The organism is Vibrio galatheae (assembly GCF_000967545.1).
GTDB classification, from domain to species: domain Bacteria; phylum Pseudomonadota; class Gammaproteobacteria; order Enterobacterales; family Vibrionaceae; genus Vibrio; species Vibrio galatheae.
Window position 1 is genome coordinate 290493 of sequence record NZ_JXXV01000016.1, and the last position, 16530, is coordinate 307022.

A 16530-nucleotide genomic window follows, 5' to 3' on the forward strand; every position below is an offset into this window, starting at 1 on the left:
GATACATCACTATGAAATTCAGCGAAACTTGGCTTCGTGAGTGGGTAAACCCTGCAGTTTCTACTGACGAGCTGACTCACCAAATTACTATGGCTGGTCTAGAGGTAGACGACGTTCTTCCTGTAGCTGGCACTTTCACAGGCGTTAAAGTGGGTCACGTTGTCGAATGTGGCCAGCACCCAGACGCTGATAAACTGCGTGTAACGAAAGTTGACGTAGGTGAAGAAGAACTTCTTGATATCGTGTGTGGCGCACCAAACTGCCGTCAAGGTCTAAAAGTAGCCGTGGCTACCGTTGGTGCTGTGCTACCAGGCGATTTCAAAATCAAAAAAGCAAAACTACGTGGTCAACCATCACACGGTATGCTGTGTTCATTCACTGAACTTGGTATCGATGTGGATTCAGATGGCATCATGGAGCTAGCACAAGATGCAACCATCGGAACTGATTTCCGCGAGTTCTTAGGTTTAGACGACGTAACTGTTGACGTTGACCTAACGGCTAACCGCGCGGACTGTTTCAGCATTCGTGGTCTTGCACGTGAAGTAGGCGTACTAAACCGCGCTGACGTAACTGAACCTTCTGTGGTTGAAGTACCTGCGTCAATTGAAGATACCATTTCAATTGAAGTAAAAGCGAAAAATGCATGTCCTCGTTACCTTGGTCGTATCATCAAGAACGTGAATGTGAATGCGGAAAGTCCACTTTGGATGCAAGAAAAACTGCGTCGTTGTGGCATTCGTTCTATTGACCCTGTAGTTGATATCACTAACTACGTGTTGCTTGAGCAAGGCCATCCAATGCATGCTTTCGATCTCGCAAGCATCGAAGGTGGTATTGTTGTCCGTTTGGCAGAGCAAGGTGAAAAACTAACACTGCTAGATGGTAACGAAGCTGAACTTAACGCCGACACATTGGTGATTGCAGACCACAACAAAGCGCTTGCTATTGCGGGTATTTTTGGTGGAGAGGGTTCTGGTGTTACCGGAGAAACAGCAGATATCTTGCTGGAGTCTGCATTCTTCGCACCTGATCACATCCGTGGTCGCGCGCGTAGCTACGGCTTGCACACCGATGCTTCAATGCGTTATGAACGTGGTGTTGACTATGCATTGCAATACAAAGCGATGGAGCGTGCAACACAGCTATTGGTTGACATTTGTGGTGGTGAAGTGGCACCTATCGTTGCGGCTGAGTCTGAAACGGATCTTCCGGTTCCAAACACAGTTGCGCTACGTCGCACTAAACTAGACAATCTTCTTGGTCACCATATTGCCGACAGCGATGTTGTTGAGATCTTAGAGCGTCTAGGTCTGACAGTAGAAACCACAGAAACAGGTTGGACAGCAACAGCACCAACTTGGCGTTTCGATATTGCTATTGAGCAAGATCTGATTGAAGAAGTGGGCCGTATTTACGGTTACGACAACATTCCTAATCAACACCCAACCGCAGCACTGAAGATGCACAACCACGTTGAAGCGAACATCCCGCTAAAACGTGTACGTAACTTACTTGTTGACCGTGGTTACCAAGAAGCGATTACATACAGCTTCGTTGAACCAGAGCAGCAAAAACTGGTTGTTCCAGGTGTTGAACCACTCATCCTGCCATTCCCAATCTCTGCGGATATGTCAGCGATGCGCTTAGGTCTAATTCAAGGTCTATTAAACACAGTGGTTCACAACCAGAAACGTCAGCAGCCACGTGTTCGTCTATTCGAATATGGTTTACGTTTTATCCCTTGTGAATCTGCTGAAAACGGCATGCGTCAAGAGCCAATGCTTGCTGGTGTTATTGCTGGTACTCGCAGCGAAGAGCACTGGGACATTGCAACCAATACGGTTGATTTCTTTGACCTGAAAGGTGACTTAGAGGCCGTTCTTGAACTTACCGCGAACGAGAAAGCTTACTCATTTGCAGCTCTTTCAGCGCAAGATAAAGCCGCTAACCCAGCACTTCACCCTGGTCAATCTGCCGCTATCGTGGTTGATGGCAAGCAAGTTGGTGTGATTGGTACTGTTCACCCAGAACTCGAACGTAAGTTTGGTCTAAATGGCCGCACTATCGTGTTCGAAGTGGAATGGTCTGCAATCAACACTAAAGTGATCCCAGAAGCGGTACAGCTATCTAAGTTCCCATCAAACCGTCGCGATATCGCGGTTGTGGTTGATGAAACTATCGCTTCAGGCGACATCGTTGCAGCATGTCTAGAGCAAGGTGGTGAATTCCTTAAAGATGCTAAGCTATTCGATGTTTACGTAGGTAAAGGCGTTGAAGAAGGTAAGAAGAGCCTTGCTATCGCGCTTACTCTACAATCAGTAGAACGTACGCTCGAAGATGCGGATATCTCTGGTGCAGTAGACGCTATCGTCGCGCATATTTCAGAGAAGTTTGGTGCGTCACTGCGTGACTAATTGCCAAGCGTAGCTAAAATACAAACCCTGCCTTGTCGCAGGGTTTTTTATTTTCACGGCCACACAATACGTGTAGAAAATGACTTTATATTAATGCGTAGCTAAGCGCATCAATAGGTATTAGAAGTGTCACGTTAGAAGCTCGCTACTGCCTTGGTTTTTGCGCATCTCTACCGCCCGGGCGATAACGATCCATAACCGTATCTAGCATGTCATTGGTTATATGTGGATTCGCTTTCTGCAGGCAGGGTAACAACACGGCTTTATTGGCGTGCACTCGTTCACTTGATTCTGGACGGTCTCCACCGGGTGTTGGATTGACGTTATTAAAACAAGCGACAAACTGCTCCTCCGAAACACCTAAATCTTTGCTGACCTTATCGACAGGGCGATTAGGATCGTTTTTTAAAACAGTAGGATTGGCACTGACAATGGTTGCCAGTGTTGCCAACAGAGAAAAGCACAACAATTTCTTTAACATTTATAACCTCGATAAACTAGCGAATAACCGATTGATTATAGTCGACTAATACTTGCCGTGTTGGAAGCAGGGTCATTATCATGGGGTGAGGCAGTGTTGAGAGCAATGCTAACTTGGTTAAAGCGCGCAAACGGATCTTTATCAGCATTTTGATACCAATAAGCTGGCATTGCCGTTTGTAACCCAGCTTGTTGCACTTTTTTCGAACGAGTTGCGTTTTTACGCGCTGTTTCCCAATCAGGCTTATTGTTGTTTGTTACCAAGCCTTCGCGAAAGCAATAATAGCTAAACAGAAAACGCTCAATTTGTTGCCAGCGTTCAGCTTTAACTTCTAAATAGATGTGTTCAAATTCGAGGTCTAGATCGGTCATCGTTCGCTGGTCAGCTACATGGGCTCTTAATCAATAGTGGCAGTTTACGGTTAGCCGATCGCAACCGCAAGCGGCTGTCGATTCCCCTGCTTTTTAATCGCGATGATGAGTTGGATAAGCAATAGAACGCCTGTGACACCTAATCCAATGCCGATGCCGCCCCAAATTCCGGCCAACTGAAAATCAGCTAATAAAAACCAAGCCGCAGGCAGGCCAAATAGCCAATAGCCAATGGCAGTCATAATCGTTGGTCCCATAACAATCTTCATACCGCGGAGCAAATTAATCGCCAGTAGTTGCCATGCGTCAACAATAAATGAGAGCGCAACAACCCAAAGCACCAAGGTAAGCAGGTGAGTTAACTCACGGTCTAGGTTAAACATGGCGGCAATGAGCTCAGGCCACACTATAAATCCTGCAGCCAAAATGACGCTGATAACCGTGGTGATTGCAAAACTGCGCAAGGCGGTACGTTTAATCGCTGTATAGTTCTCTGCGCCAAAGTCCTGTCCGACGAGAATCGCCGCCGCTTGAGAAAACCCGAAGTTGATATTCCATGTAAAGCTTAAGCATTGCAGCAGAATCTGGTGCAGGGCTAGGGCCGCGATACCGATAGTGCCCGCCATCAAAGTTCCGCCGTAAATCAAGCCGTGTTCAAGCAAGGCTGCCAAAGCAATCGGCAAACCCATAGCGAGTAGGGGAGTTAACAGTGACAAAGAGTATTCTTCTTTATGTAACCAAGGTGCAAAAGCCGCGTACTCAGGGCGTTTAAACACCCAAATCGCGTAAGCAATCATAACAATCAAAGCAGCAAGCGCAGTGCCTGCCCCTAGCCCTGCCAAACCTAAGTCAAGGCTGAAGGCTAATAGGTAGCTGATTGGCACGTTGAGTATCACGGTCACGAGCGACATCACCATAATCGAGCGAACATTGCCAAATGCGCTAGTCAAACCGCGCAGAACTAGAAGCAACAGTGAAGGTAGCATGGCCCACTTGAGTGTATCGACGTACTGCATTGCAGGTACCACTAGCTCACTTGGCTGGTTGGCAAGTGCAAACAACTGCGGTGTAAAAATAAAGCTGATACTTAGCACTAGGCTAAGAATAATCGATAGTAGCACTGCACCTTTAACTGCAAGTCTGATCTGTTTATTGCCGAATTCAGGACGAGCGACTCGCTGACCATAGGCAATAGCAATTAAGTTTGCGACGCAACCAACTGTGCTACTGGCAACGATAAATACGAATGAGTAGATCGATGCGCCTAATCCCCCAGCGGCAATGGCAGACACACTTAGGCGCGACATCATCCAGATATCGGTTAAAACCAATGCCATGGATATCATTTGCGAGATAATAAGTGGAATTGCGAGAGAGAGTATTTTTTGCATTCTAAGCCTCGTGATCGTTATCACAATAAGGTAGGGGCAATCCATGTGGAGTTCAAATGACATTTATGCCATTCTGGTATGAGTTTAAGTCATGGGAATGATGCATGAGTCCTTATATCAATCTGCCCTATTCGCACAACGGATTTAAAGTGTTTGAAGTGGTGGCGCGTTTAATGAGTTTTACCAAGGCAGCGGATGAGCTGAATGTTACGCAAAGCGCAGTCAGTAGGCAGATTAAACAGTTAGAGGATGAACTGAATGCCACTCTGCTGATACGCAAACATCGCACAATTGAATTGACGGCGAAGGGCAAAGAGTTATATGAAGTCCTAGCGCAAAACTTCCATAACCTAGAATCATTGATTGCGCAATGGAAAGCGCCGGCCAAAAAGCGAATTGTGATTAAAAGTGCGCTTAGCTATGCAACGCGAGTTTTGCTGCCCAATGTCGCTATGTTGAATGAAAAGTACCCTGAACATGAGATAGTGATCATTCCATCATTTGAAGAAGATCCCGTGTTGGAGCAGGAAGATTGTGATTTGTTGATTCTCAATACTCGCCAACGTGATCGCTATGTGGGCAGAAATGGCATCACTTTTTTACGTGCAGAATACATGGCGCCGGTATATGCCGAACTCATGTCCAAGACGGATATTCAAATTGAGGATGTACTGATTTTGCCGCATTTACATGCCACTTTGGATCATCAAGATTGGAAATATTGGCTTGAGAATGCGGGTTTGAAAGGCAGTAAGCGCAGCCGCGATACCGTCTTTTTTAGCTTAGAATTGGCATTAAGTGCTTGTCTTTCTGGTCAAGGGGTCACCGTAACCGATCTGTTACTGGTGTTACCCGAATTGAAACGCAAATTCCTTAAGTGCCCTGAAAACATTACGCTGCAACATAGTGACTGGCAGTACTTTTGCTATCAGAAAAATCATACCCCCATTGCCGATGAGATACTGCAGTGGTTGTTGGAGCAAACGAGCAGCGAGATCACTCAGTTAAAACGCTTGTGCAAGAAGTTTAATTGGAGCCTCAATCAGGTTGATCTGTAGCGCTGCACGCCAATCGACTCCCCATCAACGCCACGGAGCCGAAAGACGTACGCTAGGTCTTTCGTTGCGCAAGTGACGCCATTTTTCAACTGACCTTGTTCAGTTGTGGCTCTAAACTAAAGCTCTGTTTTAACTGGTCTAGGAATACGGGGTCTTCACACATCGCTTTTTCGGGCTCGTCGCTGATTTTTGCTACAGCGCCACCATTGCACTCAGCCATTTTGATCACCATAGACAAAGGCTGATAACTTCCATTTTGATTAGACCACGCTCCCATGTCATTGGCGAGAAAAGTACCGATGCCAAAACTGATCTTAGCCCGACCAGCGAAGTACTCACAAATTTCTAATGCACGTTCAAAGTTCAGGCCGTCAGTAAAAATGAGTAGTTTGGATTTTTCATCGATACCTAGCGATTGATAGTGGGCGAGCATTTTATCACCCCAATCAAATGGATTGCCTGAATCATGGCGTACGCCAGCGTAACTTACAGCGCGCTCGAACGTGAAGTCTTTTAAGAAGGCATCAATACCAATCGTATCAGTCAGTGCGATCCCCAATTGCCCATCAAATACTTGATGCCATTTATCTAAGGCAACGCGTTGAGACAGAGCGGGGTCAACCAACTGCTGATGTGCCATAAACCATTCGTGAGCCACAGTACCAATCGGCGTCAAATTCAATTTTTTTGCCAGATGGTAATTGCTGGTTCCTGTCATGAGTTCAGGGGTATGTTGGTGAAGAAAATCGACCACCTCATGGTGGACCTGAGCGCTAAAGCGACGACGACTGCCCATTTCTGAGAACTGAAAATTGGTGATATTGCGACGCTGTAACTCTGATTTTAGTTGAGAAATTTTCTTTCTAAGCACATCAGTGAATTGCTGGTATGGAATAGTGCTCCAGCGCGCTCTATTACGAACTTCAGATATAATGCTCATCACCATGGTTTCGTAGAGAATCGTCTCATGCCAAATACCACTGATTGACACCCGTAGCTGATTCGTTGTGGTCGTAACAATAACTTGTTGATGCGGTTTAAATCTGAACTGCTCAAGATAAGTGAGAAAATCGGCTGCTAGGTATGGGGCCTTTTGTGCTAAATAGGCGGTATCTTGTCGGCTGAACTGGCACTGCGCAAGTTTGTGAATTTCACTTTCAACTTGGTCTTTAAGCGCAGATAAGTCTTCGTCTGAGCGCACAACAAGCTCATAGCGAACCTTGGCCGTTGGATACAACTTCCGTGCAGCATACATCATGTTGATCTTATACACATCAAGATCAAGCGCGCTGCGGATGATAGGGTCAGTAAAAAGCGTGGCAGTCATTCAGCCATCCTAGTTTGTCTTCGGCCTTGGTATCGCAATGAACTTTAAATAAGCACTTCTGGTTTGTCAAATCATGTTATTAACTATAGTTTATAGAATGTTAAATGACCATGACGATAGAGAAAATCTGTTTTATTGTAGTTTTGTTAAGGTTTGAATTGTCGATGTCAACTAAGTTTGGTTAATAACATGTGGTTACGTTCTGGTTGAAATTGAGCGCTGTGGTGGTAATGTGTTTGACAACTAAAGTGTTAGGGAATAAACGATGATTGTCACTATTGACATGATATGCCTGAGACTAGGGCAACAAGGTTTAGAGGTTTTGTTGATTAAAAGGAACAACCCTGATCGGCCCGAACATGGCTTGTGGTCGATACCCGGTGGTTTTGTCTTTGAGCATGATCTGTCGACTCAAGGAGGGCAACCCGCAGATCAAGATTTTGATACAGCCCGCAGACGCATCTGCCGACAAAAAATCCATACTTATCCAAATTACGTCAGCCAGCCTATGGTGGAAGGGAATCCCAAACGTGACCCAGAAGGCTGGAGCCTCACCATCGCCCATTATGCGCTGCTTAATCAGGCGAATATCGAGCAAATTGACAACAGCGGCCTTTGCCAAGAGCAGTTACGCTGGTTTCCTTTGCAGACCATTTTAGATGATCAAATGAGCCTGGCTTTTGACCACGCCGATTTGATTCGACTCGCGTGGAACAAACTCCGTGCAGCAGTAGAGTACACCTCCGTGGTGCTGTTCACTTTGGATAAAGAATTTTTGGTGTCTGACATTATTGCAGCGTACGGCAAATTCGGTGTTGAAATAAATCGAATGACAGTGAAACGGCGCTTAATCGATACTGGTGTGATCGTTAGCGCGAACAAAATGGCGTCAACCAATCGGGGTAAGGGGGGCAAACCTGCCCAAGTTTTTAGCTTAGGTGAAAAGGGTGTCACCTATTTCCAAACCTGTCTACGTTAAAGGTAGAAGGAGAGAAGAATGCAAGTTCAACATGTAGATATAGACAAAACAACCACAGCTTCAGTAGATGTCGACCCCCAAAAAGGGTTTAGCGAGTTATGTCCTAATGAGTTACCTGTAGTGGGGGCGTTAGACATTGTCGATGAGCTTAAGCATAACCACAGCAAAGCTTGTATAACAATGGTATCACGCGATATGCACCCACCTGGCGCTGCGTGGGAAGCGGAAACACCGCGTAATATGTTAGAACCCGTTGGACTGCCTGAAGTCGATATAAAATGGAACCCTCACTGTATAGTTGGCACCTCGGGAGTCGAGCTGCTACCGGGTCTCCCCGCAATTCGTGACTACGATTTTCAGATCAACAAGGGCATTGATCCTGACGCGCATCCATACGGTGCGTTTTATCACGATCAAGCCGATACGCTTTCTACTGGCGGTATCGAATTTTTGCGTGCTAAGCAAATTGAAACCGTCATTGTCGGTGGTTTAGCTCTCGATTTTTGTGTCAAAAAATCGGTAGAGCAACTGTTGGATGCGGGCTTTAAAGTGGTGCTGAATCTCGCCTCAACGCGCGCTGTATTCCCAGAAAATGCAGACAAGGTTGTGAGTGAGTTCGCCGAAAAAGGGGTAATAGTCGTTGATAACGCCGAGTCACTTGTCGTTAAGGAGATACCATGAGGCAAAACATTGTTCACATCGCCCTTGTCGTAAAAGATTACGATGAGGCGATCGATTTTTACGTCAATAAACTTCAGTTTGAGTTGATTGAAGATACCTATCAGCCAGAGCAAGATAAGCGTTGGGTGGTGGTCGCGCCGCCTAACTCTCACGGTGTTAGCTTATTGCTTGCGAAAGCATCAAAAGCGGAGCAGCATCGCTTTATCGGCAATCAGGCTGGAGGCAGAGTGTTCTTGTTCTTAAACACGGATGATTTTTGGCGTGACTACGAACGGATGAAGTCGATAGGTGTGCATTTCGTTCGAGAGCCCCAAGAGCAAGAATACGGCACGGTTGCGGTATTCGAAGACTTATACGGCAATTTGTGGGATCTACTCCAATTAAAGCCTGATCATCCGATAGCTAATCGATAAGCCTCTTTTTATCACTCGAGTACTGTTACAGTACTCGACTGTTTCCTAGCTGAGAACATGCTCAAAAGTATTGAAAATATTCGCTATTTTTATTCTATATTCTTGTTTTATAAAATTCAGAAATGTATTTTGTTTCATATGGCGAGGCGATTAAATCGCTTTGCAAAGATTAACCATGATCCACTCTGTTATTTTGTGTTTGTCGCACCATATCAATATGAGGTATTCGAAGAAAATACGCTGACGGGAATGACATTTTGGCAGCTAAGTAATCGCTTTATCCTGCTACCCGACGATGCTGAGGAGCACGTACTAGAGCATGAGTTTGGTCACCTGATGCACGCAACTCACCCTGCGCAAGTGTCAAATGTTTCGCCATTAAAAATACAGTAGCTTACTATGAACAACAGAAATGCAGTCGTTATGTCAGCCTTATTGGCGGTGGCAATGCTCTTTTATTTTGGTAAAAGAGACGGTGAAGAGTTATCGCTCCCTCAATGCGAATTTGATCAGGTGGTGGAAACCCCGGTTCATTTTTTTGCTGATGAGTCTCTGAGTGAAGAAAGAGTCAATGCCTGGTTGGAATACGCCAATGTGGTGTTGGAAAACTCTTGTGTCCCTTTAAAACGCACGCTATCGGGGATTGAGCGTATCGATCTGCAAGCATTCACTAGTGTGGAAGAAGGGCAACTGCACAGGCAGCTTGTCACGGCGGTTGGAGAGCAAGTACTTGAGCCAATGCAGCGAACGGGACACTACTATGTGTTGGTGTTGCCCAATGGGCACAAGTTCTCGGAAGATGGGCTAATCGGCACTGCTCATGTCAATTTCAGCCGTAGTTTTGCTGTCTTAGTTGCGGGTGCAGACGTTCATATACTAGAGCACGAGCTTGGTCACCTCGCGTGGGCTTGGCACAACGATACGCCAGACTATTGGCTCAAAGGGCAGCTTCTCGATGAATTTCATCCGTATATTAAATCCTATGCGCGGGGCTATTTATGTGGCGATGCTGGCACAGTGATGACCTATGCCTCGAATCAGTTACCCATCTATTCTTCACCAAAGATTCGATATTTTGGCCAAGTATGTGGCGACGAGGCTCATGCTGACAACGCCCGATTAATGCAGGAGTTCGCGCGCTCTTTGATGTAATGTTTGTTGATGTTGACATTGTTCATTTTATATACAAGGATGTTGATATGAAACTGAATCTGATGCACCAATTAATCCGAATTATCATCATTCCATAGGAATGGTGGTGTGTTGGCGCGTTCAATTTTGCTAAAACCACCCGTCGAGGTGGTTTTTCTTTTTCTACTTCGCGGGAACCAATCTAAAACACGTGGAGGAGCAATGAAGAAAATAGCTGTCTTTGGCAAACCAGGTAGCGGTAAATCTACTCTAAGTAAACAACTTGCAGTCGCAACGGGTATCCCACTGTATCCGTTGGACTCTATTGTGTTTAAAGCCGATGGCTCGCTAGAAGAGAGAACCGTATTTGACCAAAAACATAGGGATATTTTAGTTTCAGAGAGTTGGATAATTGATGGTTTAGGACCAGTAGAGGCCTTTAAACAACGCCTTGAGGTGGCTGATACTCTCATCTATATCGACCTGCCATATTGGCTCAGCTATTGGTTAGTGACCAAACGTATGCTTAAAGGCTTGTTCATAAAGCCAGAAGGCTGGCCGGAAGGGAGTTCCATTGTGCAAGGAACACTGCAAAGCTATAAATTCTTGAAATTGAGCCGACAGTTTTGGAATGAAAGTTTTGAACAACGACTCAATGCGATGGCCGCGACTAAGTCGGTCTATATTATTCGTTCTCTTTCTGAAATGAGTCAATGGATTGAGCAATTCAAGGACAATTGCTCGACATAGAAACGGACAAACTTGTGATTCGATTCGCAACCCGTGAAGAGAGGCATTACTATATGTTTTGAATTCAACAACAAAGTATATCGAGTATGTCATTTCCTCCTTGTCCAAATTGCCAATCTGAATATGTATATCAAGATCAAGTGAATCTCGTGTGTCCCGAATGTGCGTACGAGTGGAATCCAAACGAACCCGATGAAAACCTTTTCAGCGTGAAAGATGCCAACGGCACACAACTCGCTGAGGGAGATAAAGTCACCTTAGCAAAAGATCTTAAAGTGAAAGGCAGTTCGCTGGTATTGAAGATTGGAACCAAGGCAATGGTAAGACGTATTGTCGAAGGAAAAGATCACGAGCTGGATTGCAAAGTTGATGGGGCAGGTGAAATGATGGTCACTGCGAAATTTGTTAAGAAAGCATAAATTTGAGATGGCTGAATGAACATCAAAGACTTTTCTAAGTTAGTTGGTTTATCGCCTCATACGCTTAGGTACTACGAAAAAATCGGCTTGTTAAAGAGTGTCCAACGTAGTCAGAGTGGGCATAGGTTCTATACTTCGCGTGACAAGGAGTGGATCGACTTTGTTAAGCGATTGAAAGAGACAGGGATGCCGCTGGAAGGCATATTAACTTACGCAAAGTTAAGAGAACTAGGCTGTGACACCTTATTAGAACGTCAGCAGTTATTAGAGCAACACCGTGCGTTCCTCAGTAGCCATATTCAAGAATTAGAACAACATATGTTGGCATTGGATGATAAGATTGCGCTCTACCAATCCGGAAAAGTGTCTTGACTTAGAGTGAACTCTAACATGTAGGTTAGTACCTCAAACCATCAGAGGAATAACCAATGCAACCAACAAGATTCGAAATAGGCCTAGAGCAACTGAGCAAAATTGATGGCGAAGCGGGACATAATGTCATTCAAAGTCTTGAAGATATATCTCCGGATTTAGCCAAGTTCACCATTGAGTATCCATTTGGTGATATTTATTCTCGCCAAGGACTGGATCTCAAATCACGAGAAATAGCGACGGTCGCCGCGTTGACGGCACTCGGCAATTGTACGCCTCAGCTTAAAGTTCATCTAAACGCAGCACTTAATGTCGGTTGTAGTGAAGAAGAAATTAAAGAGGTGATCATCCAAATGTCGGTCTATGCTGGATTTCCCGCCGCGCTCAATGGAATGTTTGCTTTTAAAGATGTGTTATTGGAGCGGCATAGTGATAGCTGATTGAAGTTGCTTGCTTTCAGTCATCGTCAAAACGGGCAGCACAAGGCCGCCCGTTAGTTTCTTCGCACTTACAGCTTTAGTGTTGAGCAGCCGGCTCTGACTCAGTGTTGGATTTAATGCGTGTTACAAGCAGTTGATCGACTTTATAGTCATCAATATCCACCACTTCAAACTTGTAACCCGCATAAGAGACAGAATCTGTGCGGCGGGGAATTTTCTTCAGCATGAACATCATGAATCCAGCGATGGTTTCATAGTTTTGCGAATGAGGCATCTCATCGATTTGTAGCGTTCGCAGTACATCTGTAATCGGTGTTACACCATCTACCAGCCAAGAGTCTTCATCACGAGCGACAATTTGTTCTTCGCCTTCCGCCAATACCCAGCTACCCATGACTGCACTTTGCAGATCGTTAAAGGTCACTACCCCAAGCACTAAGGCGTACTCATTCATTACCACAGCAAAATCGACCCGATGGGATTTAAAGTATTCTAACGCTTCAGAAAGGCTTAACGTGTCTGGAATGATAGGGCACGTTTGTACCACGCTGCTACTTTTGAGATCGAGTGTCTGCTCGTTGATAAGCCGAATGAGTAACTCTGTAGAGTTGACGAAACCTTTAATGGCGTCTAATTGCCCGTCACAAACCAAAAACTTGTGATGCGGATTGTCGGCTATCTTGCGTTTGAGCATGGTCTCGTCATCACCAAGCGAAAGAAATGCGATACTTTCGCGCGCAGTCATCGCTGATGTCACGGGAATAGATTGCATTTGGAATACGCTTTCCATCATCTGCTGCTCGTTGGTATCTAGCACTCCCGCTTCCGCTCCAGCGTCCATCACCGCATAAATATCGTCACTAGTGATGTCATCATTACGTTCAGCAGGCACGCGCAGAACGCGGAAGATAAGGTTCGCTAAGCCGTTAAACAGCAGCACTATGGGTTTTAAAATCAAAATACAGGTGAGAAGGGGTTTCACTAATCTTAGTGCCACCGCTTCCGGCATCGCCATCGCAATACGTTTGGGCATAAGATCAGCAAACAGAATAAACAGACTCGTTACCAAAGTGAACGACAGAATAAAGCTGGTTTGTGGTACCCAATGCGCAGGTAACCAATGACTCAACGTTGATGCTATGTACGGCGTAAAGGCGGACTCACCGACGATACCGCCCATGATGGCGACCGCATTGAGACCAATCTGTACCACGGTAAAAAAGTTACCTGGATGTGTTTGCAAGCCAAGGACTAAATGCGCCCGCTGATCACCATCATCGGCAAGTTGGCGCAAACGGATTTTACGCGCGGCAGCCAAAGCAATTTCAGACATTGAAAAGAAGCAACTGGTGAATATCAGAGCCAGAATGATAAAAAGGTTTTCAACTAGGGTCATGGGAACGATTCAGAGAAAGAATTTGCGCCATTCTAGCCGTAACTCAGGTTGGAAATCATACAATTTCTATGAATTAAATTTGTCGTTACGATAACTAATGTTCAGTAGGGTTGATGAGGATTCGGACAGGTAATCGCTGTTTAGCGTGTCGTAACCAATTCTTCAGCAATACTCGCACTCACAACCTGATTTCTACCATTTTCCTTAGCTTGATAGAGCAACGCATCTGCGCGTTTAATCATCTCATCAATTGACGCCTTATTTATGCATTCAACAACGCCAAAACTAGCGGTCAAATTAATCGATATACCACCAATTTCCAGTGGTGAGTTTTCCAATATTCGCCGGAGTCGTTCAGTAAAGGCAGTTGCTTGAGTACAGTCATTTTTTGCTAATAAAATCAACAACTCTTCACCGCCAAAACGGCCAATCAAATCCTCTTGTCGGATATTTTTCTTGAGTAATCCTGTGATGTGAATAAGGGCTTTATCGCCAACATCATGGCCGTAAGTGTCATTGACTTGTTTAAAATGATCAATGTCCAAAACGACAAGGGAAATAGGCATACCGTTGTCTTGGTGCTGTCTGATTTTTTTACAAGCGAAGGTAAAAAAGGAACGTCGATTTAGCAAGTTGGTTAGAGGATCATACGCGGCAAGGTATTCCGCCCGAAGCCGCGCGTTTTCTTTAATTTTTAAATCGACGGAGAGCAGGTAGGCCAGCACCACAGCTTCAAATAACACGCCATATTCTGCCGCATGATAGCCGAAATAGGTAAAAGGTATGACTCCGGCGTTAGTCGCTGCGGTAGCAAACAAACCGAACATACTCATGCTGACAGCAATGACAAAATAGTTGGCTCTTTCCACATGGGTCAAATGCAGTAAACCCAATATCACCATCATTAGTGTTGAAACACCAAGATAGGCAAATGCAATGAATACTGCGACCAAATGCCACCCCATCAGTGTTGATGTTAGTATGGCGGCGAGCCCAATCCCGATGTAGGAGAATACCCAGGGAATCAGTCTGGCTTTGTGACGCTTTACATCTAAAAACTTGAGTGAGAAAACAAGCCCCAAAGCACTATGCACCACCATCATATTCAGTGTGAGGTAGTTTTGGAGTAGGAAATTATCTGGATGAACCCAAGCAAACAGATAGCCGTTGTAACCTGTATTCAAAATAATAAAGCTGCCAATATAAATTGAATAATAGGCGAAGTTAACTTGCTTTAAAGAGCGGTATAAAATTAAGTTGTAACCAAGTAATGTCAGCAAAATACCATAGAGAACGCCATATAAAATCCCTTTGGAAATGTCGTTGTCGGCGATGTCCTCAGTCGATAAAAATTGGATCGGCATAACGATAGGGTCATTCGCTTCAGCGCGGATGTAAAATTCGCTCTCTCCGATTGGCAGCTGGACATTAAACGTAATGCCAATACTCGGTTGAATTTCTTTTGTCCTAGGATATGCGTCACCGGCGGATCTGTTTTCGATGTTACCGTTGGCATCCACTTGGTATAACTCGAGGTAATTTACCCACGTCACGCTGGTTGTTAGGCGTTGACCAATGGCATGTTCGGTTGGATTATTGACGGAAATTTTAACCCATCCAGGGTCACTTCCTACACCAAACGATAATAATCCCGTATCCGATTTTGTTCCTTCTCCGCTCTCAAACATCTGGCTTACTTCTTCGACGGAGAGACGTTGATTGGTCTGCTCCTTAAGATACGAAACTTGGTAGCTAAAGTCATTTTGGGCATAACTGCTTGTCGCTAGCACGCAACCCAAAATAGGAAAACAGAGAATAAACAAACGTAGAATGAACAAAAGAACCTCAGTTAGAGCCTTGCTGATATGGAATACACTAGGAGAGTAGGAGCCTAGTATAATACGAGTTTATCAATAAGCAGTACTTTAGTTTAGATAAGATTCGCTGAATGTGAGGGTTTACGTCTCAGCTTTGGTTTGCCTGTCATTGATTAAGTTGTTTATTTCTAACCTTAGTTTGAAGGCGACATCAAAGTATTCGTATGGAACAGGGAAAATATGACCATCTTCTTGTATTTGGTAGAAATCGCCCTCAAGTTCGAAGTTAATGATTCTAATGTTGCCCCGTAAATGCTCTAACCTTAGTTTGAGGTACTGAGTGCTGTTGGAAAAGTAGATTTCTTTTTGGTGTTTGACTTCGTCAAACCAGTCATTAACTAAATCATCGGCGACTGGATGGTGATTGGTGTATATCGCAAATGAGCTTTGCATTGTCTTTTCCTATTGCTCGTTTCAATTCTTACTGTTATACACAATATAGCTTGAGTTTCAGTTATTTCATTAGCTAGAGAATAGGCTATGGATAGGATTAGATAGATGAGACCTTACGAAGAGCGTTTATCCCGAGAACATTTGCAATTTGAGCTTGACTATCAACGTCAGGAAACCATGCGCAAAAAGAACATCATTGATGAATGTGTTGCGACATTTGAACGGGTAGGACAGTTTCCTGTAGCCATAGCGATTGCAGAAATCCGAAGTTTAGATGAGCTAAGGTTACTTTGGCTAGCGATCACCAACAGAGACGATGAAGGGCATACAAAAGTTACTAAGTCTGCGTATCTTGCAGAGTTTGGTCTAAGTGAAGATATTCAATACTTGCGGATGTCCTACGCCATTCGGCGGCTTCGCTTACCCATTTATCACAATAGCAGCGGTGAGCTTTCTGCCATCGCTCTGGAGTGCCATAAAGATAAGCCTAAAAGTATGCAAGACCTGAAGAATGAACTCAGTTTATCATTTAGGTTTAATCCCGATTTTATCGAGCAACTTGATGAAATCAAAGAGCTAATCGGTGGCAAAGTTAAGCCTTAACCCGCTTTGTTTGAGCAAAATAAATGCTCCT

The 16530-nt window shown here is 44.7% G+C and carries 19 protein-coding genes; 12 read left to right on the forward strand and 7 right to left on the reverse strand.

The genetic code is table 11. The features are described from left to right. Positions 1 to 11: 11 nt before the first annotated feature. On the forward strand, positions 12 to 2417 hold the full coding sequence (pheT, locus tag TW81_RS09970) for a phenylalanine--tRNA ligase subunit beta (RefSeq protein ID WP_045955549.1): 2406 nt from the start codon (positions 12 to 14) through the stop codon (positions 2415 to 2417). A 145-nt stretch (positions 2418 to 2562) separates the two neighbouring features. Here the strand turns inward: pheT and TW81_RS09975 are convergent, their stop codons facing one another. Genes TW81_RS09975 through TW81_RS09985 form a run of 3 tightly spaced genes read right to left on the reverse strand, consistent with a single transcriptional unit; the run spans position 2563 to position 4660 of the window. Continuing rightward, entirely contained in the window at positions 2563 to 2898 is a 336-nt protein-coding gene (locus TW81_RS09975; protein ID WP_045955550.1) for a hypothetical protein, read from the reverse strand. Positions 2899 to 2933: 35 nt separating this feature from the next. Then, a complete protein-coding gene (locus tag TW81_RS09980; RefSeq protein WP_045955551.1) occupies positions 2934 to 3269 on the reverse strand; it encodes a hypothetical protein in 336 nt (111 codons plus the stop codon). 50 nt (positions 3270 to 3319) lie between these two features. Then, entirely contained in the window at positions 3320 to 4660 is a 1341-nt protein-coding gene (locus TW81_RS09985) for an MATE family efflux transporter (protein WP_045955552.1), read from the reverse strand. 104 nt (positions 4661 to 4764) lie between these two features. Between TW81_RS09985 and TW81_RS09990 the strand changes: the two genes are divergently transcribed. Beyond that, positions 4765 to 5718, forward strand: a complete 954-nt coding sequence (locus TW81_RS09990) for a LysR family transcriptional regulator (RefSeq protein WP_045955553.1) — start codon at positions 4765 to 4767, stop codon at positions 5716 to 5718. Between the two features lie 85 nt (positions 5719 to 5803). On the opposite strand, the gene pncB is transcribed toward TW81_RS09990, so the two are convergent. Next, positions 5804 to 7045: a nicotinate phosphoribosyltransferase gene (gene pncB / locus TW81_RS09995; RefSeq protein WP_045955554.1), complete on the reverse strand. Its 1242-nt coding sequence runs from the start codon at positions 7043 to 7045 to the stop codon at positions 5804 to 5806. A gap of 265 nt (positions 7046 to 7310) precedes the next feature. On the opposite strand from pncB, the gene TW81_RS10000 reads away from it, so the two are divergent. The 9 genes from TW81_RS10000 (at position 7311) to TW81_RS10040 (ending at position 12230) form a co-directional block, all read left to right on the forward strand. Beyond that, complete coding sequence (locus TW81_RS10000) at positions 7311 to 8024, forward strand: NUDIX hydrolase (RefSeq protein WP_045955555.1); 714 nt, start codon at positions 7311 to 7313, stop codon at positions 8022 to 8024. An 18-nt stretch (positions 8025 to 8042) separates the two neighbouring features. Continuing rightward, positions 8043 to 8705, forward strand: a complete 663-nt coding sequence (locus tag TW81_RS10005) for an isochorismatase family protein (protein WP_045955556.1) — start codon at positions 8043 to 8045, stop codon at positions 8703 to 8705. Further along, on the forward strand, positions 8702 to 9118 hold the full coding sequence (locus TW81_RS10010) for a VOC family protein (protein WP_045955557.1): 417 nt from the start codon (positions 8702 to 8704) through the stop codon (positions 9116 to 9118). The genes TW81_RS10005 and TW81_RS10010 overlap by 4 nt, the downstream gene beginning before the upstream one ends. A gap of 138 nt (positions 9119 to 9256) precedes the next feature. After that, positions 9257 to 9511, forward strand: a complete 255-nt coding sequence (locus TW81_RS10015) for a hypothetical protein (protein WP_156980938.1) — start codon at positions 9257 to 9259, stop codon at positions 9509 to 9511. Between the two features lie 6 nt (positions 9512 to 9517). After that, positions 9518 to 10270: a hypothetical protein gene (locus tag TW81_RS10020; protein ID WP_045955559.1), complete on the forward strand. Its 753-nt coding sequence runs from the start codon at positions 9518 to 9520 to the stop codon at positions 10268 to 10270. Between the two features lie 201 nt (positions 10271 to 10471). Continuing rightward, entirely contained in the window at positions 10472 to 10999 is a 528-nt protein-coding gene (locus TW81_RS10025; RefSeq protein ID WP_045955695.1) for a P-loop NTPase family protein, read from the forward strand. Positions 11000 to 11085: 86 nt separating this feature from the next. Then, positions 11086 to 11418, forward strand: coding sequence for a zinc ribbon domain-containing protein YjdM (locus tag TW81_RS10030; RefSeq protein WP_045955560.1), 333 nt, complete (start codon positions 11086 to 11088; stop codon positions 11416 to 11418). 15 nt (positions 11419 to 11433) lie between these two features. Further along, the gene (locus TW81_RS10035) at positions 11434 to 11790 is read left to right on the forward strand and encodes a MerR family transcriptional regulator (RefSeq protein WP_045955561.1); all 357 of its coding nucleotides are present in this window, start codon (positions 11434 to 11436) and stop codon (positions 11788 to 11790) included. Between the two features lie 56 nt (positions 11791 to 11846). After that, entirely contained in the window at positions 11847 to 12230 is a 384-nt protein-coding gene (locus tag TW81_RS10040; protein ID WP_045955562.1) for a carboxymuconolactone decarboxylase family protein, read from the forward strand. Positions 12231 to 12306: 76 nt separating this feature from the next. Here TW81_RS10040 and paeA read toward each other — a convergent pair whose 3' ends face one another. From paeA to TW81_RS10055, 3 genes are all read right to left on the reverse strand, one after another. After that, positions 12307 to 13626, reverse strand: coding sequence for a polyamine export protein PaeA (gene paeA, locus TW81_RS10045; RefSeq protein ID WP_045955563.1), 1320 nt, complete (start codon positions 13624 to 13626; stop codon positions 12307 to 12309). A gap of 140 nt (positions 13627 to 13766) precedes the next feature. Further along, complete coding sequence (locus TW81_RS10050) at positions 13767 to 15464, reverse strand: sensor domain-containing diguanylate cyclase (protein ID WP_045955564.1); 1698 nt, start codon at positions 15462 to 15464, stop codon at positions 13767 to 13769. A gap of 120 nt (positions 15465 to 15584) precedes the next feature. Then, complete coding sequence (locus TW81_RS10055; RefSeq protein WP_045955565.1) at positions 15585 to 15896, reverse strand: hypothetical protein; 312 nt, start codon at positions 15894 to 15896, stop codon at positions 15585 to 15587. A 105-nt stretch (positions 15897 to 16001) separates the two neighbouring features. Between TW81_RS10055 and TW81_RS10060 the strand changes: the two genes are divergently transcribed. Beyond that, positions 16002 to 16499, forward strand: coding sequence for a hypothetical protein (locus TW81_RS10060; RefSeq protein WP_045955566.1), 498 nt, complete (start codon positions 16002 to 16004; stop codon positions 16497 to 16499). Positions 16500 to 16530: the final 31 nt, after the last annotated feature.

Excerpts from the sequence above, each read along its gene's own strand:
- pheT (WP_045955549.1), top strand. The coding sequence starts at position 12 with ATGAAATTCAGCGAAACTTGGCTTCGTGAGTGGGTAAACCCTGCAGTT.
- TW81_RS09975 (WP_045955550.1), bottom strand. The coding sequence starts at position 2,898 with ATGTTAAAGAAATTGTTGTGCTTTTCTCTGTTGGCAACACTGGCAACC.
- TW81_RS09980 (WP_045955551.1), bottom strand. The coding sequence starts at position 3,269 with ATGACCGATCTAGACCTCGAATTTGAACACATCTATTTAGAAGTTAAA.
- TW81_RS09985 (WP_045955552.1), bottom strand. The coding sequence starts at position 4,660 with ATGCAAAAAATACTCTCTCTCGCAATTCCACTTATTATCTCGCAAATG.
- TW81_RS09990 (WP_045955553.1), top strand. The coding sequence starts at position 4,765 with ATGAGTCCTTATATCAATCTGCCCTATTCGCACAACGGATTTAAAGTG.
- pncB (WP_045955554.1), bottom strand. The coding sequence starts at position 7,045 with ATGACTGCCACGCTTTTTACTGACCCTATCATCCGCAGCGCGCTTGAT.
- TW81_RS10000 (WP_045955555.1), top strand. The coding sequence starts at position 7,311 with ATGATTGTCACTATTGACATGATATGCCTGAGACTAGGGCAACAAGGT.
- TW81_RS10005 (WP_045955556.1), top strand. The coding sequence starts at position 8,043 with ATGCAAGTTCAACATGTAGATATAGACAAAACAACCACAGCTTCAGTA.
- TW81_RS10010 (WP_045955557.1), top strand. The coding sequence starts at position 8,702 with ATGAGGCAAAACATTGTTCACATCGCCCTTGTCGTAAAAGATTACGAT.
- TW81_RS10015 (WP_156980938.1), top strand. The coding sequence starts at position 9,257 with ATGGCGAGGCGATTAAATCGCTTTGCAAAGATTAACCATGATCCACTC.
- TW81_RS10020 (WP_045955559.1), top strand. The coding sequence starts at position 9,518 with ATGAACAACAGAAATGCAGTCGTTATGTCAGCCTTATTGGCGGTGGCA.
- TW81_RS10025 (WP_045955695.1), top strand. The coding sequence starts at position 10,472 with ATGAAGAAAATAGCTGTCTTTGGCAAACCAGGTAGCGGTAAATCTACT.
- TW81_RS10030 (WP_045955560.1), top strand. The coding sequence starts at position 11,086 with ATGTCATTTCCTCCTTGTCCAAATTGCCAATCTGAATATGTATATCAA.
- TW81_RS10035 (WP_045955561.1), top strand. The coding sequence starts at position 11,434 with ATGAACATCAAAGACTTTTCTAAGTTAGTTGGTTTATCGCCTCATACG.
- TW81_RS10040 (WP_045955562.1), top strand. The coding sequence starts at position 11,847 with ATGCAACCAACAAGATTCGAAATAGGCCTAGAGCAACTGAGCAAAATT.
- paeA (WP_045955563.1), bottom strand. The coding sequence starts at position 13,626 with ATGACCCTAGTTGAAAACCTTTTTATCATTCTGGCTCTGATATTCACC.
- TW81_RS10055 (WP_045955565.1), bottom strand. The coding sequence starts at position 15,896 with ATGCAAAGCTCATTTGCGATATACACCAATCACCATCCAGTCGCCGAT.
- TW81_RS10060 (WP_045955566.1), top strand. The coding sequence starts at position 16,002 with ATGAGACCTTACGAAGAGCGTTTATCCCGAGAACATTTGCAATTTGAG.